Below are 20,387 nucleotides of genomic sequence, written 5' to 3' on the forward strand. Positions count from 1 at the left end.
GCCTTTGTATTCAATCCTTTAAGACTTACTTCAAGGGTTTTTTGTTTTAAGTAACAGCGTATTGAGAATTACTTCTTATAAAAACTCTATAAAATTAATCCTTTACCGTAAAGCGAAAGCCTATGCCGTGAAGATTTTCGATTTGGATATGCTCATCTATACATACTATTTTACGTAAACGAGATATGAAGACGTCTAAGCTACGGCCTAAAAAATAATCGTCGTCTCCCCATAAGGCTTTAAGTATAGCTTCTCGTTTTACGACTTGATTTTTATGTTCAATAAAAAATTTTAACAATTCGGCTTCTCTTTGTGTGAGTAGAAATTCTAATTCTCCATTCGATAATGAATAGTTTTCAAAATCAAATTTAAAACTACCAACTTGATAAGTATTTGTTTGTTGTATTGATTTTTTTGATCTTTTAAGAAATATTTCAATTTTTAAAAATAATTCTTCTATACTAAACGGCTTAACTAAATAATCATCGGCTCCAATTTTTAGTCCCATGATTCTATCTTCTTTCAATGTTTTTGCTGATAAGAATATAATTGGGATTTCAGAATTTATCTTTCGTATTGATTCTGCTAATTGAAAACCATCCATTTCTGGCATCATAATATCAAATATACACAAATCAAAGGTGTGTTCTTTGAATAAGTTGTAGGCTTCTTTTCCGTTGTAACAATGCGTTACATCATAATATTGTTGCAAGTAATCTTGGGTGAGAAATGCAATGGTTTCGTCGTCTTCTGCGTATAATATTTTATTTTTTGACATTTTTATTTTTTAGATATCATTAGACTAATAATTAAACCTGTTGGAGTATTGTTTTTTGCGCTAATTTTCCATTGGTGCTTATCGCATATCTTTTTTACATAAAATAAACCTAGCCCAAAGCCTGTTATTTGTTTGTTATTTTCAATATTAGGTACTCTATAAAATTTGTCGAATATTTCTTGTAAATTGGTATTTGGTACTCCAATACCGTTGTCTTTACACTCAAAAATAATGCTGTTTTTTTCTTCATGCGAAGAGATTTCAATAATGGGTATTTGGTTGCAATATTTTATTGAATTATCAATTAGATTGTAAAGAATATTTGTAAAGTGAAACTCATCGGCTAATATTTCTATATTATGAGCAATATTATTTTTTATAGTTACAGCTTCGTTTTTAATTTGTATATCTTCTATAACATCAGATATTAATTGATGCGCATTTATTTTTTTCTTGTCCAATTTCATTATATCATCATCAGTTTTCGCAATATCTAATATTTTTTCAATATGATTATTTAGCTTTTTTGTTTGATTGATAATAATTTTTGTGTAGTTATTTAGTTTATCATCTGTACCTATTTTTTCATTTTTTTGCAGATAATTTGAAGCGAGAAGTATTGATGAAAGAGGTGTTTTAAACTCGTGAGTCATATTGTTTATAAAATCTCTTTGTAGTTCTGAGTATTTTTTTTGCTGTATAATAGTGTAAATAGAATACACATAAATAAGAAGTATAAGTACTAAAGCAAAACTTAAAACAAACCAAAAGCGCAATGAGGCAAACAAATAAGAGGTTTCATTTGGGAAACGAATGGCAAAATAATAGACTAAATTTTTATGTTTAGGAAAATGAACATTTATTTTACTTGGTTTTTCATTGGTAACCGAAATATAATCGCCATATACCATTTCATCACTTTGGCAATTATACATAGCATATTCAAAATCGGTATTGATGTTAAATCTTGAAAATTCTGTTTTTAAATAGTGCTCTAGTATTTCGGGCTGAAAATCGTTATCAATATTAACTACATAATAATCGTTTGCAATTTTTTTTACAGGCGTATCTGTAGGAAAATCATGATTGATACCTTCATATAATTTTTTTGCTACTTCTAATAAAGCAATATGCACTTTTTGAGAGAATTTTTTCTCTTCAAGATTATAGGCTTGTTTTGTCCATAATAATTGTACAATTAAGATGCTTATTATGGCTGTAAGACCAATAATGATTATGGTTTTAAAGTTTTTAAGTTTATACACTTATTTCGTTTATTTTACCCAAAGTTAATTAAAAATAGTTGTTTTATGAGCCATTAACACGTCATTAACAAACATTTGAAGCCAATTAACAACAATAAAAATAATTAATTTTACATTTGTATGTAGTAAAAAGTATATCATCTAATTTTAAAATATTAATTATGAAAATAGTAAAAATTTCACTTTTATCTTTTACGTTGGCTTTCATGTCGTTTAAGGTAGAGCCTAAAATTTCATCAGCACAATCTGTAAAGGTTATGCCATCTACTTTAGTGTGGAAAGCCGAGAATATTGATTTGGGCGAAATACCTCAAAATGTACCCAAAGAAATTGTTTTTGAATTTAAAAATACGGGTTTAAAAGCTATTACCATAACCAAAGTACAACCTTCTTGTGGTTGTACGGCTGCAGATTATACAAAAGAAGCTATTGCTCCAGGAGCTTCGGGTTTTATAAAAGCAACTTATAATGCTGCAAACAAAGGTTCTTTTACCAAAACAGTAACTGTAGTAACTTCAGATAGTGATACTCAAAACTTATTAATGTTTAAGGGTACAGTTATCTAATAATTACTATGAAAACATAAACAAAATGCCTCCTATTATAGGAGGCATTTTTTGTTAATCTTCTTTTTTCTTTTTCTTTTTTTCAGATTTCTTTTCAGAAGTTAGTTCTTCTTTGAGTATGTTATACTTTTCCTTTTGCTTTGGATTTAAATAGCTTAAAATTGACTTTTCTAGTTTGTCATTCAAGTTTTGTATTTCTTTAGATTTATCTTCATTAGAAATACTTTCATTTTTGATGACCTTTTCTACATTTTTTGCATGTGCAGTTAAGTCGTTCTTTACGGCAAAAGTTTGTAAATCGTCTAGTTCTAAACTTGTTTTTAATTTTTCTACAGATTCCTCTACACGTTTCTCTTTTTCTTTTTCAGATAATTCGTTTGACTTATTTGGAGTAGTAGGATAGTTGGCTCCATAACCTCTTCCATATCTACCATATCCATATTGCGCTTGCGAAGTTTGGTATGTAGCAAATAGCAAAAAACAAACTATTAATTTATGTATTGTTTTCATTGTAAAGTTTTGAAAATAATTGGAATAAAAGTACAAAATTATTCTATTGGTTGAGCATATAAGTCAAATTCTGTAGCTTCAGTAATTTTTACATCTACAAAACTACCTGTTTTTAAGTAATATTTTGTAGCATCAATAAGAACTTCATTGTCTACATCTGGGCTATCATATTCTGTGCGTCCGATAAAATAATTACCTTCTTTTCTATCGATAATACATTTGTAAATATGTCCTATTTTTTCTTGATTGAGTTCCCATGAAATTTGCGCTTGAATTTCCATAATTTCATTAGCTCTTGCTTGCTTTACCTCTTGTGGTACGTTGTCTTCGAGTTCAAATGCAGTAGTGTTTTCTTCGTGCGAATAGGTAAAACAGCCCAATCTTTCAAAACGCATTTTAGTAACCCAATCTTTTAATATGTTAAAATCTTCTTCGGTTTCGCCCGGATAACCAACAATAAGTGTGGTGCGAATTGCCATTTCTGGAACTAAGGCTCTAAAATCGTTTATGAGTTGCGTTGTTTTTTGGTAGGTTGTGCCACGTTTCATAGATTTTAAAATAGAATCTGAAATGTGTTGTAGCGGTATATCTAAGTAATTACATATTTTAGGCTCACGTTTCATGAGTTCCAAAACATCCATAGGAAAACCTGTAGGAAAAGCATAATGTAGTCTTATCCATTCTATACCTTCTACTTGTACCAAATTTTCTAGTAGTTCGGCTAGATTTCTTTTTTTATATAAATCTAATCCGTAATAGGTTAAATCTTGTGCTATCAAAATTAGTTCTTTAACTCCATTTTGTGCTAGTTTTTTGGCCTCGATAACTAAATTTTCTATAGGTTGCGATACGTGTTTTCCGCGCATAAGAGGAATGGCGCAAAAGCTACATGGCCTATCACAACCTTCGGCTATTTTTAAATAGGCATAATTTTTTGGAGTAGTGGTAATGCGTTCGCCAATAAGTTCATGTTTGTAGTCTGCACCAAGAGCTTTTAGCAACGAAGGCAATTCTGTCGTGCCAAAATATTGATCTACATCGGGAATTTCTTTTTGCAAATCGGGTTTGTATCGCTCAGATAAGCAACCGGTAACAAATATTTTATCTACTAAGCCTTGTTCTTTTTTTTCTACATATTCCAAAATAGTATTTACAGATTCTTCTTTGGCATTATCTATAAAACCGCAAGTATTTATTACAATAATATTTCCTTCTTTTTCATGTACTACTTCTTTGCCGTTTGCTTTTAGCTGCCCCATAAGTACTTCGCTGTCGTAAACATTTTTAGAACAGCCCAAGGTTATTACATTTATTTTATTTTGTTTTATAGATTTTGTTCTCATTTCAGTATTTTTTTGAGGATGCAAAAGTAAGTCATTTTTTTGGCAGTTTACTTTTTTGCGAGCATAAACCCATTAAAAAAAAAGCTACTTACCAAGGGGTAAATAGCTTTTTCTAGGTATTAGTATGCTAATAATTATAATTCAAATAGAACACTGAGTGTTACATTGTTGTTTTTCATGCTTATTTTTGAAGCATCTGTAAGTCCTACATTAAAAAATTGGCTGTAGTAATCTCTTTTTGCAAATGAATACGCTACATCTAGTTTTGTAGAGCCAAAGTTGTAACCAATACCTCCAGAATATCCTGTTAAATCACCCATAGTTTTACCATCTTTATAAGGACTTTGTTCAAAACGATATCCAGCGCGAAGGCTTAGCATTTTTATTTTATACTCTCCGCCTACACGAAATTCGTTTGCTACTCTTAAATTATCTCTCATAAAATTATTTTCACGAGTAAAATCATTATGTGGGTTGTACTTTGTTGAGCAATAATCTTTTAATGAATAATCAACACTTAGTAAACCTTGTTTGCCAAAAACATAAGCCAAGCTTCCTGTTAATTTTTGAGGTGTTTTTAATTTATAAGGTTCATAAATCATAGTAGTGTTTGGGTTTACTGTTACAGAACCATAAATACTGTTGTCTTGTGCATTATTTAACCCGTAACCAGAGGTAGCAATGCTTTGGGTAAGTTCGTCATAAAGTTTAAACCAAGTTGGAGAATCGTAAGTAAAGCCTATACGAACTTCTTTGGAAGGTTTAAATATTGTACCAAGTTGAAATGAAAATCCTGAGCCATAGGTGTATAAATCATTATAAAAACGTACTCGATCTACGGTAGAACCTGAAGCATATTTCGGGTTATTGTTCGATTCGAAGAAATTAGACGATTGTCTATAATCTACAAAATGACTGTTTAAGTTGATACCAAAGTACCATTTATCAGTATATTGTGTAGAAAAATTGAAAGCCAATTTACCGTTATACCCAGTAGAATATACTCTATTGTTTTGGTAGTAATTACCTTGTGTAGAAATGTTATTTATATAATCGTTAGTACCATAATCGAGTATGTAAGATTGATACCCCAAATAAGTTTGTTGTTCATCATAATACATATCTCCATAATCATAATTGTTCCCATTGGCTGTATTCAAGGGAATGCCATAAGAATAATCATAGAAATAGCTGCCAATAGATTTTGTTGGGTTGGTTCCTGTAGATGTAACAGCGTTGTTTAAGTCTCTTACATTGTCATAATTTAGTGCGAAAGAAAACTTTTTCCAATCGCTTTTTTTGTAACGATTTTCATATACAAATACTGCACCTGCTTGATTAAGGCTAAATTTGTTTTCAGAATCTTTGGCTTGAGTTCCAAAATAAGTACTGTTGTTTTGGGTGTTAAAATTACTAAGCGAAAACCCAAGTTGATTGTTGTTAAATACAGAAGATCCAGCAGGATTCACACTTATTGCAGACAAGTCACCTCCCAAAGCCCCAAATGCGCCACTCATAGCTTTAAAACGAGCAGTACCTTGAACATCGTTTATAGAATAACGCAAAGCATCGTCTACGTTTTGGGCATTAACTTGGTATAATCCTGCCAAACTTAAAGCCAGTATATATATCTTTTTCATATGTTTAAATTTTATTTTTTAGCGGTAACATATGGTATCACCTTTTTAATCATAGGTGTTTGCTTATGCAAACTTGTTTTTAATGGCGATTTCATAAGTATATTGTTGTTTTTTAAAGTTATAGATGTTACTTTATTCACTTAGTATTTGTTTTCAACAACTTTTTACTAAAAGTAATTACAAAAAAGTATTTATGCGTAAAAAGCTATTGATACTAAACACATTAGTTAAGTAAATTTATTGTAAGCACACTAAACGAATACTCTTAAATAACACACAGGGTATGTTTAGAGTGATTATTAAAATAGTAAATGGTAGAATCTAGTAGTGTAGGTGTTATAGATTATCTACGACCACCGCCTCCGCCTCCGCTGCTTCTTCCACCGCCTCCGCCTCCGCCAGAGAATCCTCCACCAGAACTTGGTGAATACGAGCGTGAAGGCTCATAACTTCTTGGAGTGCTGTTTGAACGTGGTGTGTCGTAACTACGTGGTGATTCGTAACTTCTTGGACTATCGTAACTTCTCGGCGTAGTACTTCTTGGAGTGTCATAGCTACGAGGTGTACTATTATTATCGTAACTACGAGGAGTAGTGCTTCTTGGGCTTTCGTAATTTCTAGTGCCATCTACAGAAGTTCTTGGGGTAAAAGTTCTTGTTCCCTGAGTGCTTCTAGGTGCACTATTCATACTACCTCTATTAGAATAAACACCATTTCTTCCTGCGTTACCTATTGTAGTATATTCATTTCTAGAATTTCTTCTGCCATAAGCATAGGCGTAATTATGACCGTAGTAATTACCATAGTAAGAATTGTAATATCCGTAATAATAAGGGCTATAGTAGCCATAATAGCCACCCCAATATGGAGACCAACCTCCATAATACGAACCATACCAGTAGTTGTTATAACCCCAACCCCAAGTAGGTCCCCAATATGAATAATACGGGTAATTCCAACCCCAGTTGTGACCCCAGTAGTTGTTCCAGTAACCGCCGCCCCAATAGTTACCATAATAATTTACAGTAACATTGCTTGCGCTAGAACCCCAGCCCGCATTACCGTTATAATTGGTATATGTAGTTGTTTTGGTACTGTCTTGAGAAGAATAACTGTTTACATCGGTAAAAATTTGATTGTCGTTTTCTTTGTTCAATCCCGAAAAGTAATTTTTATAATAATCGGTGTTTTGGTAAGATGCATTTTCAGCTTGCTTTTTGTCTGTGTCGCCATAAATACCATCATTATCATAATACGATGAATTTTTATAGCTACCACAAGAAGTAACCAACACGGACAAAGCACCTGCTACAATAAGTAGAGGCGTTCTCCAAAAAAGTGTATAATTTGTTTTCATAACAATTGAAATTTTATTGTTGGACAATACAAAAATAGTTAGTTTTGCCAAACTATTTAGTTAAAATAAGTTAAACAATTTTTGTGCCAAAAAATATTATGAGCAAAAACTTAACAAAAAGAGCCGAAGATTATTCCAAATGGTATAATGAACTTGTGGTAAAAGCCGACTTGGCTGAAAATTCTGGTGTGCGTGGTTGTATGGTTATTAAGCCCTATGGTTATGCTATTTGGGAAAAAATGCAACGTGAGTTGGATAGAATGTTTAAAGAAACAGGGCATTCCAATGCTTATTTTCCTCTTTTTGTGCCCAAAAGCATGTTTGAAGCAGAAGAAAAAAACGCCGAAGGATTTGCCAAAGAATGTGCTATAGTTACCCATTATAGATTAAAAACAGACGACAATAATAAAGGAAAACTTATTGTAGATCCCAATGCTAAACTAGAGGAAGAGCTTATTGTGCGCCCTACAAGCGAAGCTATTATTTGGAGCACCTATAAAAATTGGGTACAATCGTATAGAGATTTACCTTTATTGATAAATCAATGGGCTAATGTTGTGCGTTGGGAAATGCGTACAAGATTGTTTTTGCGTACGGCAGAATTTTTATGGCAAGAAGGGCACACGGCTCATGCAACAAGAGTAGAAGCTTTGGAAGAAACAGAAAAAATGATGAATGTGTATGCAGATTTTGTTCAAAACTTTATGGCTATTCCTGTTATCAAAGGGGTGAAATCGGCAAACGAGCGTTTTGCAGGTGCAGAAGAAACCTACTGTATAGAGGCTTTAATGCAAGACGGTAAGGCTTTGCAAGCAGGCACGTCGCACTTTTTGGGGCAAAACTTTGCCAAAGCCTTTGATGTAAAATTTGCAAACAAAGAAGGCAAGCAAGAACATGTGTGGGGAACTTCTTGGGGTGTATCTACCCGATTGATGGGAGCGTTGGTTATGACGCATTCAGACGACAATGGCTTAGTATTACCTCCAAATTTGGCGCCTATTCAAGTGGTGGTTGTACCTATATTTAGAAACGAAACACAACTAGAAGAAATCTCAAACGCTATTAACCCATTATTAGATAGTTTAAAAGCAACAGGTATTTCTGTAAAATTTGATACGCGCGATACACTTTCTCCAGGATTTAAGTTTAATGAATACGAACTAAAAGGAGTGCCGGTACGTATTGCTATAGGCCCTAAAGATTTGGAAAATGGTACGCTAGAAATTGCCCGAAGAGACAATCTAACAAAAGAGGTCGTGGCGCAAGAAGCTGCGTTTGAGTATATCCAATCGTTGTTGCTTACTATTCAAAACGATTTGTTTGCACGAGCCTTAGAGTATCGAAACAACCATATTACCAAAGTAGAAAACTTTGAAGAATTTAAAGATGTGCTTGAAACAAAAACAGGCTTTGTTTCAGCCCATTGGGATGGTACACCAGAAACCGAAGAAAAAATTAAAGAACTTACCAAAGCAACAATTCGTTGCATTCCTTTAGATCGAGAAGAAGAGCAGGGAATATGTGTATTTTCTGGCAAACCTTCGGCGGGAAGAGTGCTTTTTGCAAAGGCATACTAAAAAAAATAAAAAAAAATTGCAGTGTACTTGTTAGATTGAAAAATAGTTGTATTTTTGCAACCGCAATTTAGGTAACACTAAAGGCCCGTTCGTCTATCGGTTAGGACGCCAGGTTTTCATCCTGGTAAGAAGGGTTCGATTCCCTTACGGGCTACAAAACAAAACTGGTCAAATGGCCCGTTCGTCTATCGGTTAGGACGCCAGGTTTTCATCCTGGTAAGAAGGGTTCGATTCCCTTACGGGCTACAAAATTAGTTGTAAAATAGTTTTATAAAATAAAAATTTAGTGTCTCAAGTTTTTATTTTATTAGTTAAAACCAAAGTGATTAGTACTAATTGTGGGAGGTTTTTCTTTTTTAACTAAATAAATTTTTATTACAATTAAATTACAAAACAATGGCAAATCATAAGTCAGCTTTAAAAAGAATAAGAAGTAACGAAAAAAGAAGAGTTCTTAACAGATACCAACACAAAACCACTCGTAATGCCATTAAAGCATTAAGAATGGCTACCGACAAAAATGATGCATCTGCAAAATTAGGTTCTGTTATCTCTATGATTGACAAATTGGCTAAGAAGAATATTATCCATGATAATAAAGCTTCCAATTTAAAATCTAAATTAACAAAACACGTTGCTAAGTTATAATTCTTCAACGCAAAATACACAAAGGCTTCTCATTTTGAGAAGCTTTTTTTTATGGTAAAAATTTTTGGTTTCCTCTCGTTTATCTACAGGAATACGATAGTATGACAAGTGCTACACCTCACTTTTCTCAATTTATTAATTACCTATTCCTATTTTCCATTGATATTGACTTTTGTCATTGCTATTGCCATTGCTATTGATATTGCTATTGACTTTTACCATTGCTATTGAAATTGACTTTTGCTATTGCTATTGAAATTGACTTTTGCCATTGCCATTGTAATTGCTTCTTACCATTGCTATTACTTTTGCCATTGCCATTGATATTACTTTTGCCATTGCCATTGCCATTGCTTTTGCTATTGATTTTTGCCATTGCCATTGCTATTGCTATTGATTTTTGCCATTGCCATTGCTATTGATTTTTAAAACTTATAAACACGAAAACGTTGTAGTTTTTATTTTAAGGAAATTGCAGTTATTTTTTTGTTAATTTTACAGTTAAATTACTAAATAATAACATTATGGAAATATTTACGCAGTTTTGTATAAAGAAAAAATCAAGTATAAGCTTTAAAAATCCTTTTCGTTTCGTTGGTTCATTATCCATTATTTGTTTGGTAGTATTATCAGCGTTACAAGTTTCGTATGCTCAAACCACAGTAATTTGGAGAACAGATGGCCCTTCTGATGGGAAATGGGAATGGGGCTCATCTTGCGACGCTTCTGGTGACGGCCAATGGTATTATCAAGATTGGGGAGGTTTTAGAAAAAGACCTGATTGTTATGGTTCTCATAATCTTTTTTTTAATGGTAATAATATTGAGTCTATGAACTTAAATGTTGGCGATTTCAACGTAAAAAGTATTACCTTCAATGCAGGAGCCACCAATATTCGTACTTTAACGGCTGTAGCGTCAAACAAACTTATTTTCAATGCCAATAATGGTAATCCTTATTTAAACAATCTTTCTACAGCCAATCATGTTTTTAATCTTCATATAGAATTAAACAATACAATAGAAATTAATCCAGCTTCTGGCAATCTTACTATGGCGTCAATCGATGTAAAGACAAATTATATAGATGTAAAAGGCAGCTCTGGCAGAATTTTAACTATACAAGGAGTGGTTTCAGGTTCAGGAGGTATAGCAACTAAGAATGCTAATGTTACTACAATATTAACCTCGCAAAACACCTATACAGGAACAACATATTTAGACAATGGCACGTTACAACTTAATAGAACAGGAGGGAATACGTTGCCTTCTGCCAACAATGTTGTTATTGCTTCGGGTGCTACATTACGAGTAAGCAGTAATCAAACGTTAAATAAAATTACGTTAAATGGCGGTACAATTACGGTAGACTCTGGAGTAACGCTTACTGTGGGTACTATAGAAACTACAGGCGGTACAATTTCGGGTTCTGGTGTTGTAAAACTTACCGATGTGCTTACCGTTTCTTCGGGTACTTTTACAACCAACAATAATGTAATATTGGTTTCTACAGCGAGCAATACAGCACGCGTAGCACCAGTAGGCGGTACCATATCTGGAAACGTTACAGTAGAGCGCTACATACCCGCCAAAAGAGCGTGGCGTGCACTCACTGCGCCTTTAAAAGGAAGTTCGGGTTCGCTTTATGCTACATGGCAAAACAATGGTTCTACGTTAGCTGATAGAGGAGTTACCATTTGGGGGCCAAGCGGAACCAATATAGCAACAGGCCCAAATTATTCGGTGTTAAATTATACGGCTACAGGTTGGTCTGGGGTAAGCAATACAGCTACCACCAACTTGTTTGATAGTACAAAAAACAATGCGTATCTCGTTTTTGTTACAGGTGCTTATGGAACCAACAACATTACTTCGGGGGCTAGTGCAACAACTTTACAAGCAACAGGACAATTAATTACAGGTAATGTAAGTTATTCAAATATTATCAATACCAAACATACGTTGCTAGGTAATCCTTATGCAAGTCCAATAAGCCCTGCTCAAATGTTTACTACGAGTGCTTCCAATATGCTAAACTATGTTTGGGTTTGGGATCCAAATTTGGGTACCACAGGTGGGTACAATATGTATGATATTGTAGCGGGAAATTACGCCAACACCACCTCAGGGAGTTATACTTCAAACCCTGCTATACAGAGTGGTCAAGCGTTTTTTGTGAAAGCCAATTCAAGCGGAGTGGGTAGTTTTACCTTAACAGAAAGTAAAAAAACAACCACAGTGAGTAATCTTTTTGGTAAAACAAACCAAACCACAACGGCTGTCAATACCAATGTTGCGTTATGTAGAGTAGGGTTGTACAAACAAGAAAATACGTTATGGACAGGTACAGACGGCGCTATGGCAGTATTTTATGATGCAGCCAACAACGCCGTAGACGATGCCGATGGTACAAAAATGGAAAACAGTACCGAAAATATTGCATTTGTACGCGATGCTGTACAGTTATCGAGTGAGCACCATGCCTTTGCACAACATCAAGATGAGTTTTTTGTAAAAGTATGGAATACCAATGTAGCAAATTACAAGCTCTCTATTGCTACCGAAAATTACCAAAGTACAGCAATGCAAGCTACGTTACACGATTTGTTTTTGGGTACACAAACCGATCTTTTACTTAACGGCAGTGTAGTAGAATACCCATTTGAAGTAACAACCAATACAGCTAGTACAGGCGATAGATTTAAAGTAGTATTCCAAAACAGTGCTTTGGGCGTACATACATCAACAAGTGCTTCACTAAAACTATATCCAAACCCAGCAACATCGGGTATGGTACAAGTACAACTACCAGAGGGTGATTACAGCCACTGTAGTTATGAAGTTGTAAACGGATTAGGTCAAATTGTAGCGCAAAGCAAAGTACCAACAGATAGCTCTCACTTGTTCAGTATCAATACAGCATCGTTGGCAAGTAGTTGGTATGTAGTGCGTATTGTAGAAAACGGAAAAGCAATATACCAAACCAAATTGATAGTGAAGAACTAAAAGGAGTAGGTTGGAGCAAAATAAAAAGCTCCTACCAAACTCAAAGAAGTTTTATACAACAACAATAAAGTAGTATGCGCTTGGGAAATTTAACAGAAAGTAGCTACTTTTACAAAAAAAAGAAGAAAAAGAAAAGAAAGAGAACAGAAAAAAGATGAAATACAATAAAATGAGAGAGTTACGCAAATACGTTTTAGGGTTGTTATTAGTATTGGGAAGTATAACACCAGCTATGGCAGACGATACAGACAATCCAGACGACCCTACCTCTACAGATCCAGGGCAGGCACCTATAGGCGATTATGCACCAGTATTGGTATGGGGAGCCCTAGCTATAGGTTATACTTTTTTAAAGAGAAATCAAAAAGTAAAAGGAGTATAATATAAAAAAATTAACTTACAAAGAGCTTTTGGGAAACCAAAAGCTCTTTTTTTTGTAATATATAGATTACAAAATTTTACTACAAGACAGTTTTATCCAAAAATTTGTTTTCATTTATATATCTCATTCATAAGCTAGTATCATGCTGTTATTTTTAAATAAATTACTAAAATTAGTCGAATAGAATGCTATAAATACTTGGCTTTAGCAACATCTTTAAACAAATAATCAAAAATACTTATTGAACTATTAAATGAGTAGAGACACGTATTAAAAAAATACTTGTCAATTTATATTTGTTAAAAAAATTACATTATCATAACGTATTAACAAAATATTTTTATTTTTAGCGAGTTAATACTAATAGATTGTTTTTTAAAGAATACAATCTTGAAGTAGGTATCTAAAAAAGTATATTTTTCATTTAAAATATTATGCTTTTTAGTAACTATCAAAACATGTGTAATATACACAAACAGCCTAGAGCTATACCTAGACAATGATAAAAAATGATGTATTTATGAAAAGAATTTTACCTTATCAAAAATTAATTGCTTCATCACATGTAGCTTTAAAACAAAATGCTAACACCAAAGTATCTATATTTTGGAGTTTTTTATTGTTTGTTATAATTTTGTTTAACGCTACTAGTTGGGCACAAGTAGCTTCGTATACTTTTTCACAAAGTAATGGAACCTATACAGCTATTACTGGAGGAACTGCACACAATACTTCTGCTACAGATGATAATAATTATTCTTTTACTCTACCATTTACATTCACCTACAATGGTACAGGGTATACCGTTGCAAGACCCACAACTAATGGTTTTTTAGTATTGGGAGGAAGTGCTCCTTCTACGTCCCAATATACACCACTTTCATTAGGGTCGACCAACTTTGCAATTTCCGCATTTGGAGCAAACCTTAGGTCTATTGTTAGATCAGAAGTTTTAGGCACTTTGCCAAATAGAGTTTATGTATGCCAATGGTCTAGTGTTGACCGATTGGCTTCATCTGCTTGGCAGACAGATGCTATGAATTTTCAGATTAGACTTTATGAAACTACAAATGTTATCGAAATAGTTTATGGTTCTAATTCAGGAACTACTACTTCATCTACCGTTCAAGTAGGTTTAAGAGGCTCAGCAAATACAGATTATAATAATAGAACCACTACAACAAACTGGGCAACTACAAGCGCAGGCGGTTCCAATTCAGCATCTTCGACTTATAGTAGTTCTATTAAACCAGCTTCTGGATTAACTTTTAACTGGTCACCTCCAGCACCTTGTACCGCACCTACAGCGCAACCAACGGCTTTAGTAACAAGTTCGGTTACTTCTTCATCTGTTGCAGGTTCTTTTACAGCGGCTTCTCCTGCCCCTTCGGGTTATTTGGTGGTAAGGAGTGTTGGGGCTTTATCTACCAATCCAGTAGATGGCACAACGTATTCTGTAGGAGGAACTCTAGGGAATGGTACAATTGTTCAAGCTGGTAGTGCTATTTCTTTCACAGCAAGCTCACTTGCTTCCAATACGGCTTATACATTTACAATATTTTCATATAACAATACAGGGTGTTCAGGCGGACCAAAATATTTTACTACCTCACCACTAACAGCAACAGCAACTACATGTGCGGTTGCGCCCACGGCTCCAACCGCAACTTCTATAACATCGAGTAGCGCAACTATTAGTTGGACCGCTTCTGCTACTGGAGGAAATGCAGGAACTATTAATTATAGCCTAGAAGTTTATACCGATTCTGGCTATACTACACCTATTAGCGGTTCGCCATTTAATACAGGAACTGCCGTAACTCAAAATGTAACGGGATTAAGTGCGGCATCTACATACTATTATAAGATAAAAGCTAGTAATGGTTCGTGTGATAGTACTTACCTTACAGGTAATTTTACCACAGCTTGTGTATCAATAAATACTTTTCCATACTCACAAGGATTTAATACCGCAGCTACTATTCCAAATTGTTATTCTGCTTCAGAAGGTTCAATAGGGTCTTCGATACATTGGGATAGTGTATCAAGCGACTCGTCTCACGGTGCTGGAAGTCCTGCTGAAGGATCTGCATTTATGAGAATGAATTATTTTAATGCACAAACTACTTATAATCCTTATTATTTTAATTTTCCCACATTTGATTTAGGAGCAACACCAAAAAGAGCTACATTCAATATTTGGATGGGATCTGCCAGCGGAACAAATTCATTAGTATTTCAGGTTTCAACTAATGGAGGTGGAACATGGACAGATTTGACTACTTATACTGCAAATGCATCTAATACATCAAGTTCAGCTGCTTGGGAGGCTAAAATTGTAGATTTAACAGCTTATGTTTCTCAATCTATTACATTTAGACTAAAAGCAACATCAAATTATGGAAGTAATTTTTGCAATATAGGTTTTGATAATTTTGTAGTAGAGAACATTCCTTCTTGTCAAGTACCTGCCTCAGTTTCATCGACTACCTCTATAACAGATGCTTCGGCTACCATAAATTGGACAGCTTCTCCTTCAGCCCCTACAGGTGGTTACGATTGGGAAGTGCGTAGTAGTGGTGGTGGTGGGTCTGGGGCTACAGGCTTAGCGGCTTCGGGTAGTGTTGCTTCGGGAGTACTAACGGCAAATGCTACAGGTTTGTCGCCAGCTATTTCTTATACGGTATACGTTCGTGCCAACTGTGGTAGTGGCGATACCAGTACTTGGGTTAGTGGCGGTACATTTGTTTCTGCTTGTTCTATTCCAAATGCACCTAGTAATGTAGTTACTTCTAATGTAACAGCTACAACATTAACGGTAGGCTTTACAGCAGCATCACCTGCGCCAACAGGTTATATGGTGTTTTTATCAACAACTTCTACAGTAGTGCCAACTCTTTCTAACGGAACTACTTATACAGCAGGAACTACCTACAACATAGGAGGTATTGATTATAAATGTGTGATTAGCAATCAAACAGCTACTTCACACAATCTTACAGGAGGAATTAGCAACACTCAGCACAATTATTTTGTTTTTTCTAGAAATAGTATGAACAATTGTTCGGGGTATCCTTACTATTCAGCAGGTATTACAGGTTATGCTATAACTTGCCCTGCAGCTCCAACAGCTCCAGTGGTGAGTGCATTAACTACAACAAGTGCAACTCTATCATGGACAGCCTCTGCTGTAGGAGGTGGTGCAAGCACTATAAATTATATATTAGAAGTATATACCGATTCGGGTTACACTACACATATTACAGGTTCTCCATTTACTATGGGTACAGCTGTAACTCAAAACATAACAGGATTAACAGCAGCTACTACTTATTATTACAGAATTAAAGCAAACAATGGTTCGTGCGATAGCACTTATCTATCGGGTAATTTTACAACAGTATGTAATGCTATTACCACATTGCCTTGGACAGAGGGTTTTGAAACCCCAACAATACCTTCGTTTCCATCTTGTTGGCTCAAAGAAAATGGTGATTGGGCTACTACCAATAATGCAAATTCTACAAGTGATGCAGATGCTCGAACAGGAGCTCAATTTTTAAGAGAAACGTATAGTGCTACCAATGAGTATATTTGGACACCTGGATTTACTTTGACAGCAGGGGCAAGCTATGATTTTTCATTTTACTGGGCAGGTGATACCTATTCAGGTTGGACAGGAGATGTTTTTGTTAATAGCAGTCAATTATCTACGGGAGCTACGCAATTGGGTACAAGTTTTGTTACTTCAAGTACTACCACGACCAAAACGTATGCTCAAGTTAAGCAATCTTTTGTGCCATCTACTACTGGAGTATATTACTTTGCGATTAGAGTAAATGCAAGTTCTGTACCTTATTATTTAAGTTTTGATGATTTCAAATTGGAGGTTACGCCAATTCCTATTGTTGTAACACCCTCAACATCTACCTTATGTGCTGGTGAATCAGTAACATTAACAGCATCAAGTTCTGCATCCTATACCTATTCATGGTCTCCAAGTACAGGGCTTAATACAACATCAGGAGCTACAGTAACGGCAACTCCATCGTCTACCACAACATACATTGTAACGGGTACTGATACTTCTACAAGTGCTACCACAAGCAAATCAGTAACAGTTACTGTAAATGCATTCCCTAGTGATTTAAACGTTACCAACACTAATGCAGACATTTGCTCGGGTAGTGTTCAAACCATTACAGCTACTGGAGGAGTTCTTTCTAATGTAGTTATATTCAGCGAAGATTTTAACGGAGCGACCAACTCATGGACTACAAATAATGCAGGTAATGGTGGTGGTTATCCATCTGATGCAAATTGGACATTAACTCCTGATGGATATGATTATTATGATGGATATGATGATTATATTTTTCATAGTAATGATAATACACAGTTTTATTTAAGCAATAGTGATGCACAATATGGATCCACCACAACAGCAAATATTACTCGTTTGGTGTCGCCTGTATTTAGTACTGTAGGCTTTACTAATGCTACACTAACTTTTTATTCTAATTTTATTACCGGTAATAACGATCATGCATATATCGATGTTTCTACAGACGGAGGCTCTACTTGGACTAATGCCGTGGCAGATTATACATCAACGATAGGAAGCTCTACATACGATAGCTCAACTTATGCATACATGCAAAGCTTTAGTCTTGTTACATTAAATTTGAATGCTTATGTAGGATATGCTAATGTTAAAATTAGATTTAGATATTCGCATACTTATGATTATTGGTGGGCAATAGATAATGTAAAAATTGTAGGAGATTATCAACAAATCACTTGGTCTCCTACTACTGAACTTTATACGAATGTTGCTTGTACCCCAGCTTATGCCTATACTACAGGCTCACACGCTACAACAGTATATGCCAAACCCACTGCAAATGTAACGTATACAGCCACAGCTACAAATGGCTCATGTTCAAAAACAGATACGGTGAGCTATACTATAAAACCCAATGTGTCCATTACTACACAACCTGTTTCTCAAACAGTATGTGCAGGTTCGTCGGTTACATTTAGTGTAGTAGCGGCTAATTCTGCAGGAGGTTATTTATACGAGTGGAGAAAAAATGGTACTCCAATACCAACAGCTACAAATAGCAGTTATACCATTGCTTCTACCACGGTTGCCGATGCAGCAAATTATACCGTATATATTGTGGGCGATTGTGGTGATGTAACCTCAAATGTAGCAACTTTAACAGTCAATCCGTTACCTACAGCCACAATAGCTTCTACCAATGGGCCAGAAACCTATACAAATGAAGCAACATTTACCATAACCGGTACTACAGATGCTGTAGTAACCTATACTATTAATGGAGGTGCTAATGCAACCACAACACTTACAGCAGGTACTTCTACCCTAACTGTAGATGTTACAAATACCACTACTTCTCAAACACTTACATTAGTATCGGTAACCAATGGTACGTGTACAGCCACTTTGTCAAATACTGCTACAGTAGCAGTAGGACCTATACGCTGGACAGGCACTACAAGTAACTCTTGGAGTACAGGTACCAATTGGACTACAGGCACAGTTCCTACGGGTTCAAGAAATATAGAAATCCCAATTGGGACACCAGTATTAGACACGAACTTTACATTACCTGTTGGTAAACAATTGAGTATTACAGGTACGGGTAGTTTAACGATGTCACCTAGTTCAGTACTAACCCTAGCGGGCACAGCCGATTTTGGAGGCAAGTCTGTAACCTTACAATCTGACGCGACAGGTACAGCGACTATAGCCGAAATAACAGGTACACTAAACGGCGCAACCAATGTAACAGTAGAACGCTATATTCCTGCTAAACGAGCATGGCGCGCACTTACAGCGCCACTTAAAGGCAGTAATGGTTCGTTGTATGCTACATGGCAAAACAACGGAAGTACGGTGAGCGGTACAGGAGTAAGTATTTGGGGGCCAAGCGGAACCAATATAGAAACAGGCCCTAACTATTCGGTATTAAATTATACCGCTACAGGTTGGGTAGGCGTAAACAATACAAGTACGAGCACCCTTTTTGATAGTACAAAAAACAATGCGTATTTGGTATTTGTAACAGGGCCATACGGAAGCAACAATATAGCTACGAATACAGCAGCTACAGCAACCACGCTAAAAGCAACAGGGCAATTAATTACAGGAACTGTAAACTATAGTAATATTATAGATACCAAACACACCTTAATAGGAAACCCTTATGCAAGTGCATTAACCCCAAGTACACTACTAGACGGCGGTACAAACTTGATTACAAACTTTTGGGTTTGGGATCCCAACGTAGGTACTACAGGCGGTTACAATATGTATGACGATGTGTTGAATAAATACACAAGCCTTACAGGCAGTTATCCAACCAATACAACAGCGATACAAAGTGGTCAAGCATTTTTTGTACGAGCTACTACAGGTACTACAGGAAGCTTTAGTCTTATAGAGAGCAAAAAATCGACAGCGGTAAGCAATGTATTTGGCAGAACTCAAAATACAAGTACACCTGCTACGGTAGATGCATCTATTTTTAGAGTAGGTATGTACAAAGAAACAACCGAAGGCTGGAAAGGAGCCGATGGTGCTATAGTAGGTATTTACGCTACAGCAAGCAATGATGTTAATGATAGCGATGGAAAGAAAATGGCAAACGGAAGCGAAAACATAGCGTTTGTACGCAATAATACCACACTATCGAGTGAGCATCATGCACCAATACAAGCCCAAGACGAATTGTATATGCGAGTATGGAACACGAGCGCAGCGAATTACAAATTAAAAATCAACACAGAAAACTTTGCAGATACGACACTAGAAGCCACATTGATTGATTTGTTTACCGGTACACAAACCCCACTCATGCTCGATGGTAGCGTAGTAGAATACCCATTTGCTGTAACGAGCAATACAGCCAGTACAGGCGACCGCTTTAAAGTGGTATTCCAAAACAGTGCTTTGGGCGTACATACATCAACAAGTGCTTCACTAAAACTATATCCAAACCCAGCAACATCGGGTATGGTACAAGTACAACTACCAGAGGGTGATTACAGCCACTGTAGTTATGAAGTTGTAAACGGATTAGGTCAAATTGTAGCACAAAGTAAAGTACCAACAGATAGCTCTCACTTGTTCAGTATCAATACAGCATCGTTGGCAAGTAGTTGGTATGTAGTGCGTATTGTAGAAAACGGAAAAACAATATACCAAACTAAATTGATAGTGAAGAACTAAAAGGGTAGAGAGTAAGGACGTACCTATTTACAAAGAGTAGTATTATTACGAAGTATTA

At 35.3% G+C, this 20,387-nt stretch carries 13 protein-coding genes and 2 tRNA genes; 8 read left to right on the top strand and 7 right to left on the bottom strand.

Going from position 1 to position 20,387, the window contains the following annotated elements; all coding sequences use genetic code 11:
• Positions 1-94: 94 nt before the first annotated feature.
• Positions 95-778, bottom strand: coding sequence for a response regulator transcription factor (locus Q361_RS11610; protein WP_103726903.1), 684 nt, complete (start codon positions 776-778; stop codon positions 95-97).
• Positions 779-780: 2 nt separating this feature from the next.
• A complete protein-coding gene (locus Q361_RS11615) occupies positions 781-2,043 on the bottom strand; it encodes a sensor histidine kinase (RefSeq protein WP_245874631.1) in 1,263 nt (420 codons plus the stop codon).
• 161 nt (positions 2,044-2,204) lie between these two features.
• Between Q361_RS11615 and Q361_RS11620 the strand changes: the two genes are divergently transcribed.
• On the top strand, positions 2,205-2,609 hold the full coding sequence (locus tag Q361_RS11620) for a DUF1573 domain-containing protein (RefSeq protein WP_103726904.1): 405 nt from the start codon (positions 2,205-2,207) through the stop codon (positions 2,607-2,609).
• Between the two features lie 54 nt (positions 2,610-2,663).
• Here the strand turns inward: Q361_RS11620 and Q361_RS11625 are convergent, their stop codons facing one another.
• The 4 genes from Q361_RS11625 to Q361_RS11640 form a co-directional block, all read right to left on the bottom strand.
• Positions 2,664-3,119 (bottom strand): hypothetical protein, encoded by a 456-nt coding sequence (locus tag Q361_RS11625; protein ID WP_103726905.1) that lies wholly within the window; start codon positions 3,117-3,119, stop codon positions 2,664-2,666.
• Positions 3,120-3,157: 38 nt separating this feature from the next.
• On the bottom strand, positions 3,158-4,462 hold the full coding sequence (gene rimO / locus Q361_RS11630; protein WP_103726906.1) for a 30S ribosomal protein S12 methylthiotransferase RimO: 1,305 nt from the start codon (positions 4,460-4,462) through the stop codon (positions 3,158-3,160).
• Positions 4,463-4,596: 134 nt separating this feature from the next.
• Positions 4,597-6,102: an OmpP1/FadL family transporter gene (locus Q361_RS11635; RefSeq protein ID WP_103726907.1), complete on the bottom strand. Its 1,506-nt coding sequence runs from the start codon at positions 6,100-6,102 to the stop codon at positions 4,597-4,599.
• Between the two features lie 343 nt (positions 6,103-6,445).
• Positions 6,446-7,459: a hypothetical protein gene (locus Q361_RS11640; RefSeq protein ID WP_103726908.1), complete on the bottom strand. Its 1,014-nt coding sequence runs from the start codon at positions 7,457-7,459 to the stop codon at positions 6,446-6,448.
• A 98-nt stretch (positions 7,460-7,557) separates the two neighbouring features.
• Between Q361_RS11640 and proS the strand changes: the two genes are divergently transcribed.
• The 4 genes from proS to rpsT all read left to right on the top strand — a co-directional run bounded on the left by proS (position 7,558) and on the right by rpsT (position 9,684).
• Complete coding sequence (proS, locus tag Q361_RS11645) at positions 7,558-9,036, top strand: proline--tRNA ligase (RefSeq protein ID WP_103726909.1); 1,479 nt, start codon at positions 7,558-7,560, stop codon at positions 9,034-9,036.
• An 82-nt stretch (positions 9,037-9,118) separates the two neighbouring features.
• Positions 9,119-9,190: transfer RNA gene (locus tag Q361_RS11650), tRNA-Glu, on the top strand.
• Positions 9,191-9,210: 20 nt separating this feature from the next.
• Positions 9,211-9,282: transfer RNA gene (locus Q361_RS11655), tRNA-Glu, on the top strand.
• 150 nt (positions 9,283-9,432) lie between these two features.
• On the top strand, positions 9,433-9,684 hold the full coding sequence (gene rpsT / locus Q361_RS11660; protein ID WP_103726910.1) for a 30S ribosomal protein S20: 252 nt from the start codon (positions 9,433-9,435) through the stop codon (positions 9,682-9,684).
• A 205-nt stretch (positions 9,685-9,889) separates the two neighbouring features.
• Here rpsT and Q361_RS13760 read toward each other — a convergent pair whose 3' ends face one another.
• Positions 9,890-10,060 carry a hypothetical protein gene (locus tag Q361_RS13760; RefSeq protein ID WP_211290379.1) on the bottom strand — a complete coding sequence of 57 codons (171 nt, stop codon included), beginning with the start codon at positions 10,058-10,060 and terminating at the stop codon, positions 9,890-9,892.
• A gap of 148 nt (positions 10,061-10,208) precedes the next feature.
• Between Q361_RS13760 and Q361_RS11670 the strand changes: the two genes are divergently transcribed.
• The 3 genes from Q361_RS11670 (at position 10,209) to Q361_RS11675 (ending at position 20,329) form a co-directional block, all read left to right on the top strand.
• Positions 10,209-12,689: a T9SS type A sorting domain-containing protein gene (locus Q361_RS11670; protein WP_103726912.1), complete on the top strand. Its 2,481-nt coding sequence runs from the start codon at positions 10,209-10,211 to the stop codon at positions 12,687-12,689.
• 154 nt (positions 12,690-12,843) lie between these two features.
• Positions 12,844-13,071 carry a hypothetical protein gene (locus Q361_RS13650; protein WP_146047018.1) on the top strand — a complete coding sequence of 76 codons (228 nt, stop codon included), beginning with the start codon at positions 12,844-12,846 and terminating at the stop codon, positions 13,069-13,071.
• Positions 13,072-13,591: 520 nt separating this feature from the next.
• Positions 13,592-20,329: a fibronectin type III domain-containing protein gene (locus Q361_RS11675; protein ID WP_169929303.1), complete on the top strand. Its 6,738-nt coding sequence runs from the start codon at positions 13,592-13,594 to the stop codon at positions 20,327-20,329.
• Positions 20,330-20,387 lie beyond the last annotated feature (58 nt).

This window comes from Flavobacterium croceum DSM 17960 (assembly GCF_002917885.1).
Taxonomy (GTDB): Bacteria; Bacteroidota; Bacteroidia; order Flavobacteriales; family Flavobacteriaceae; genus Flavobacterium; species Flavobacterium croceum.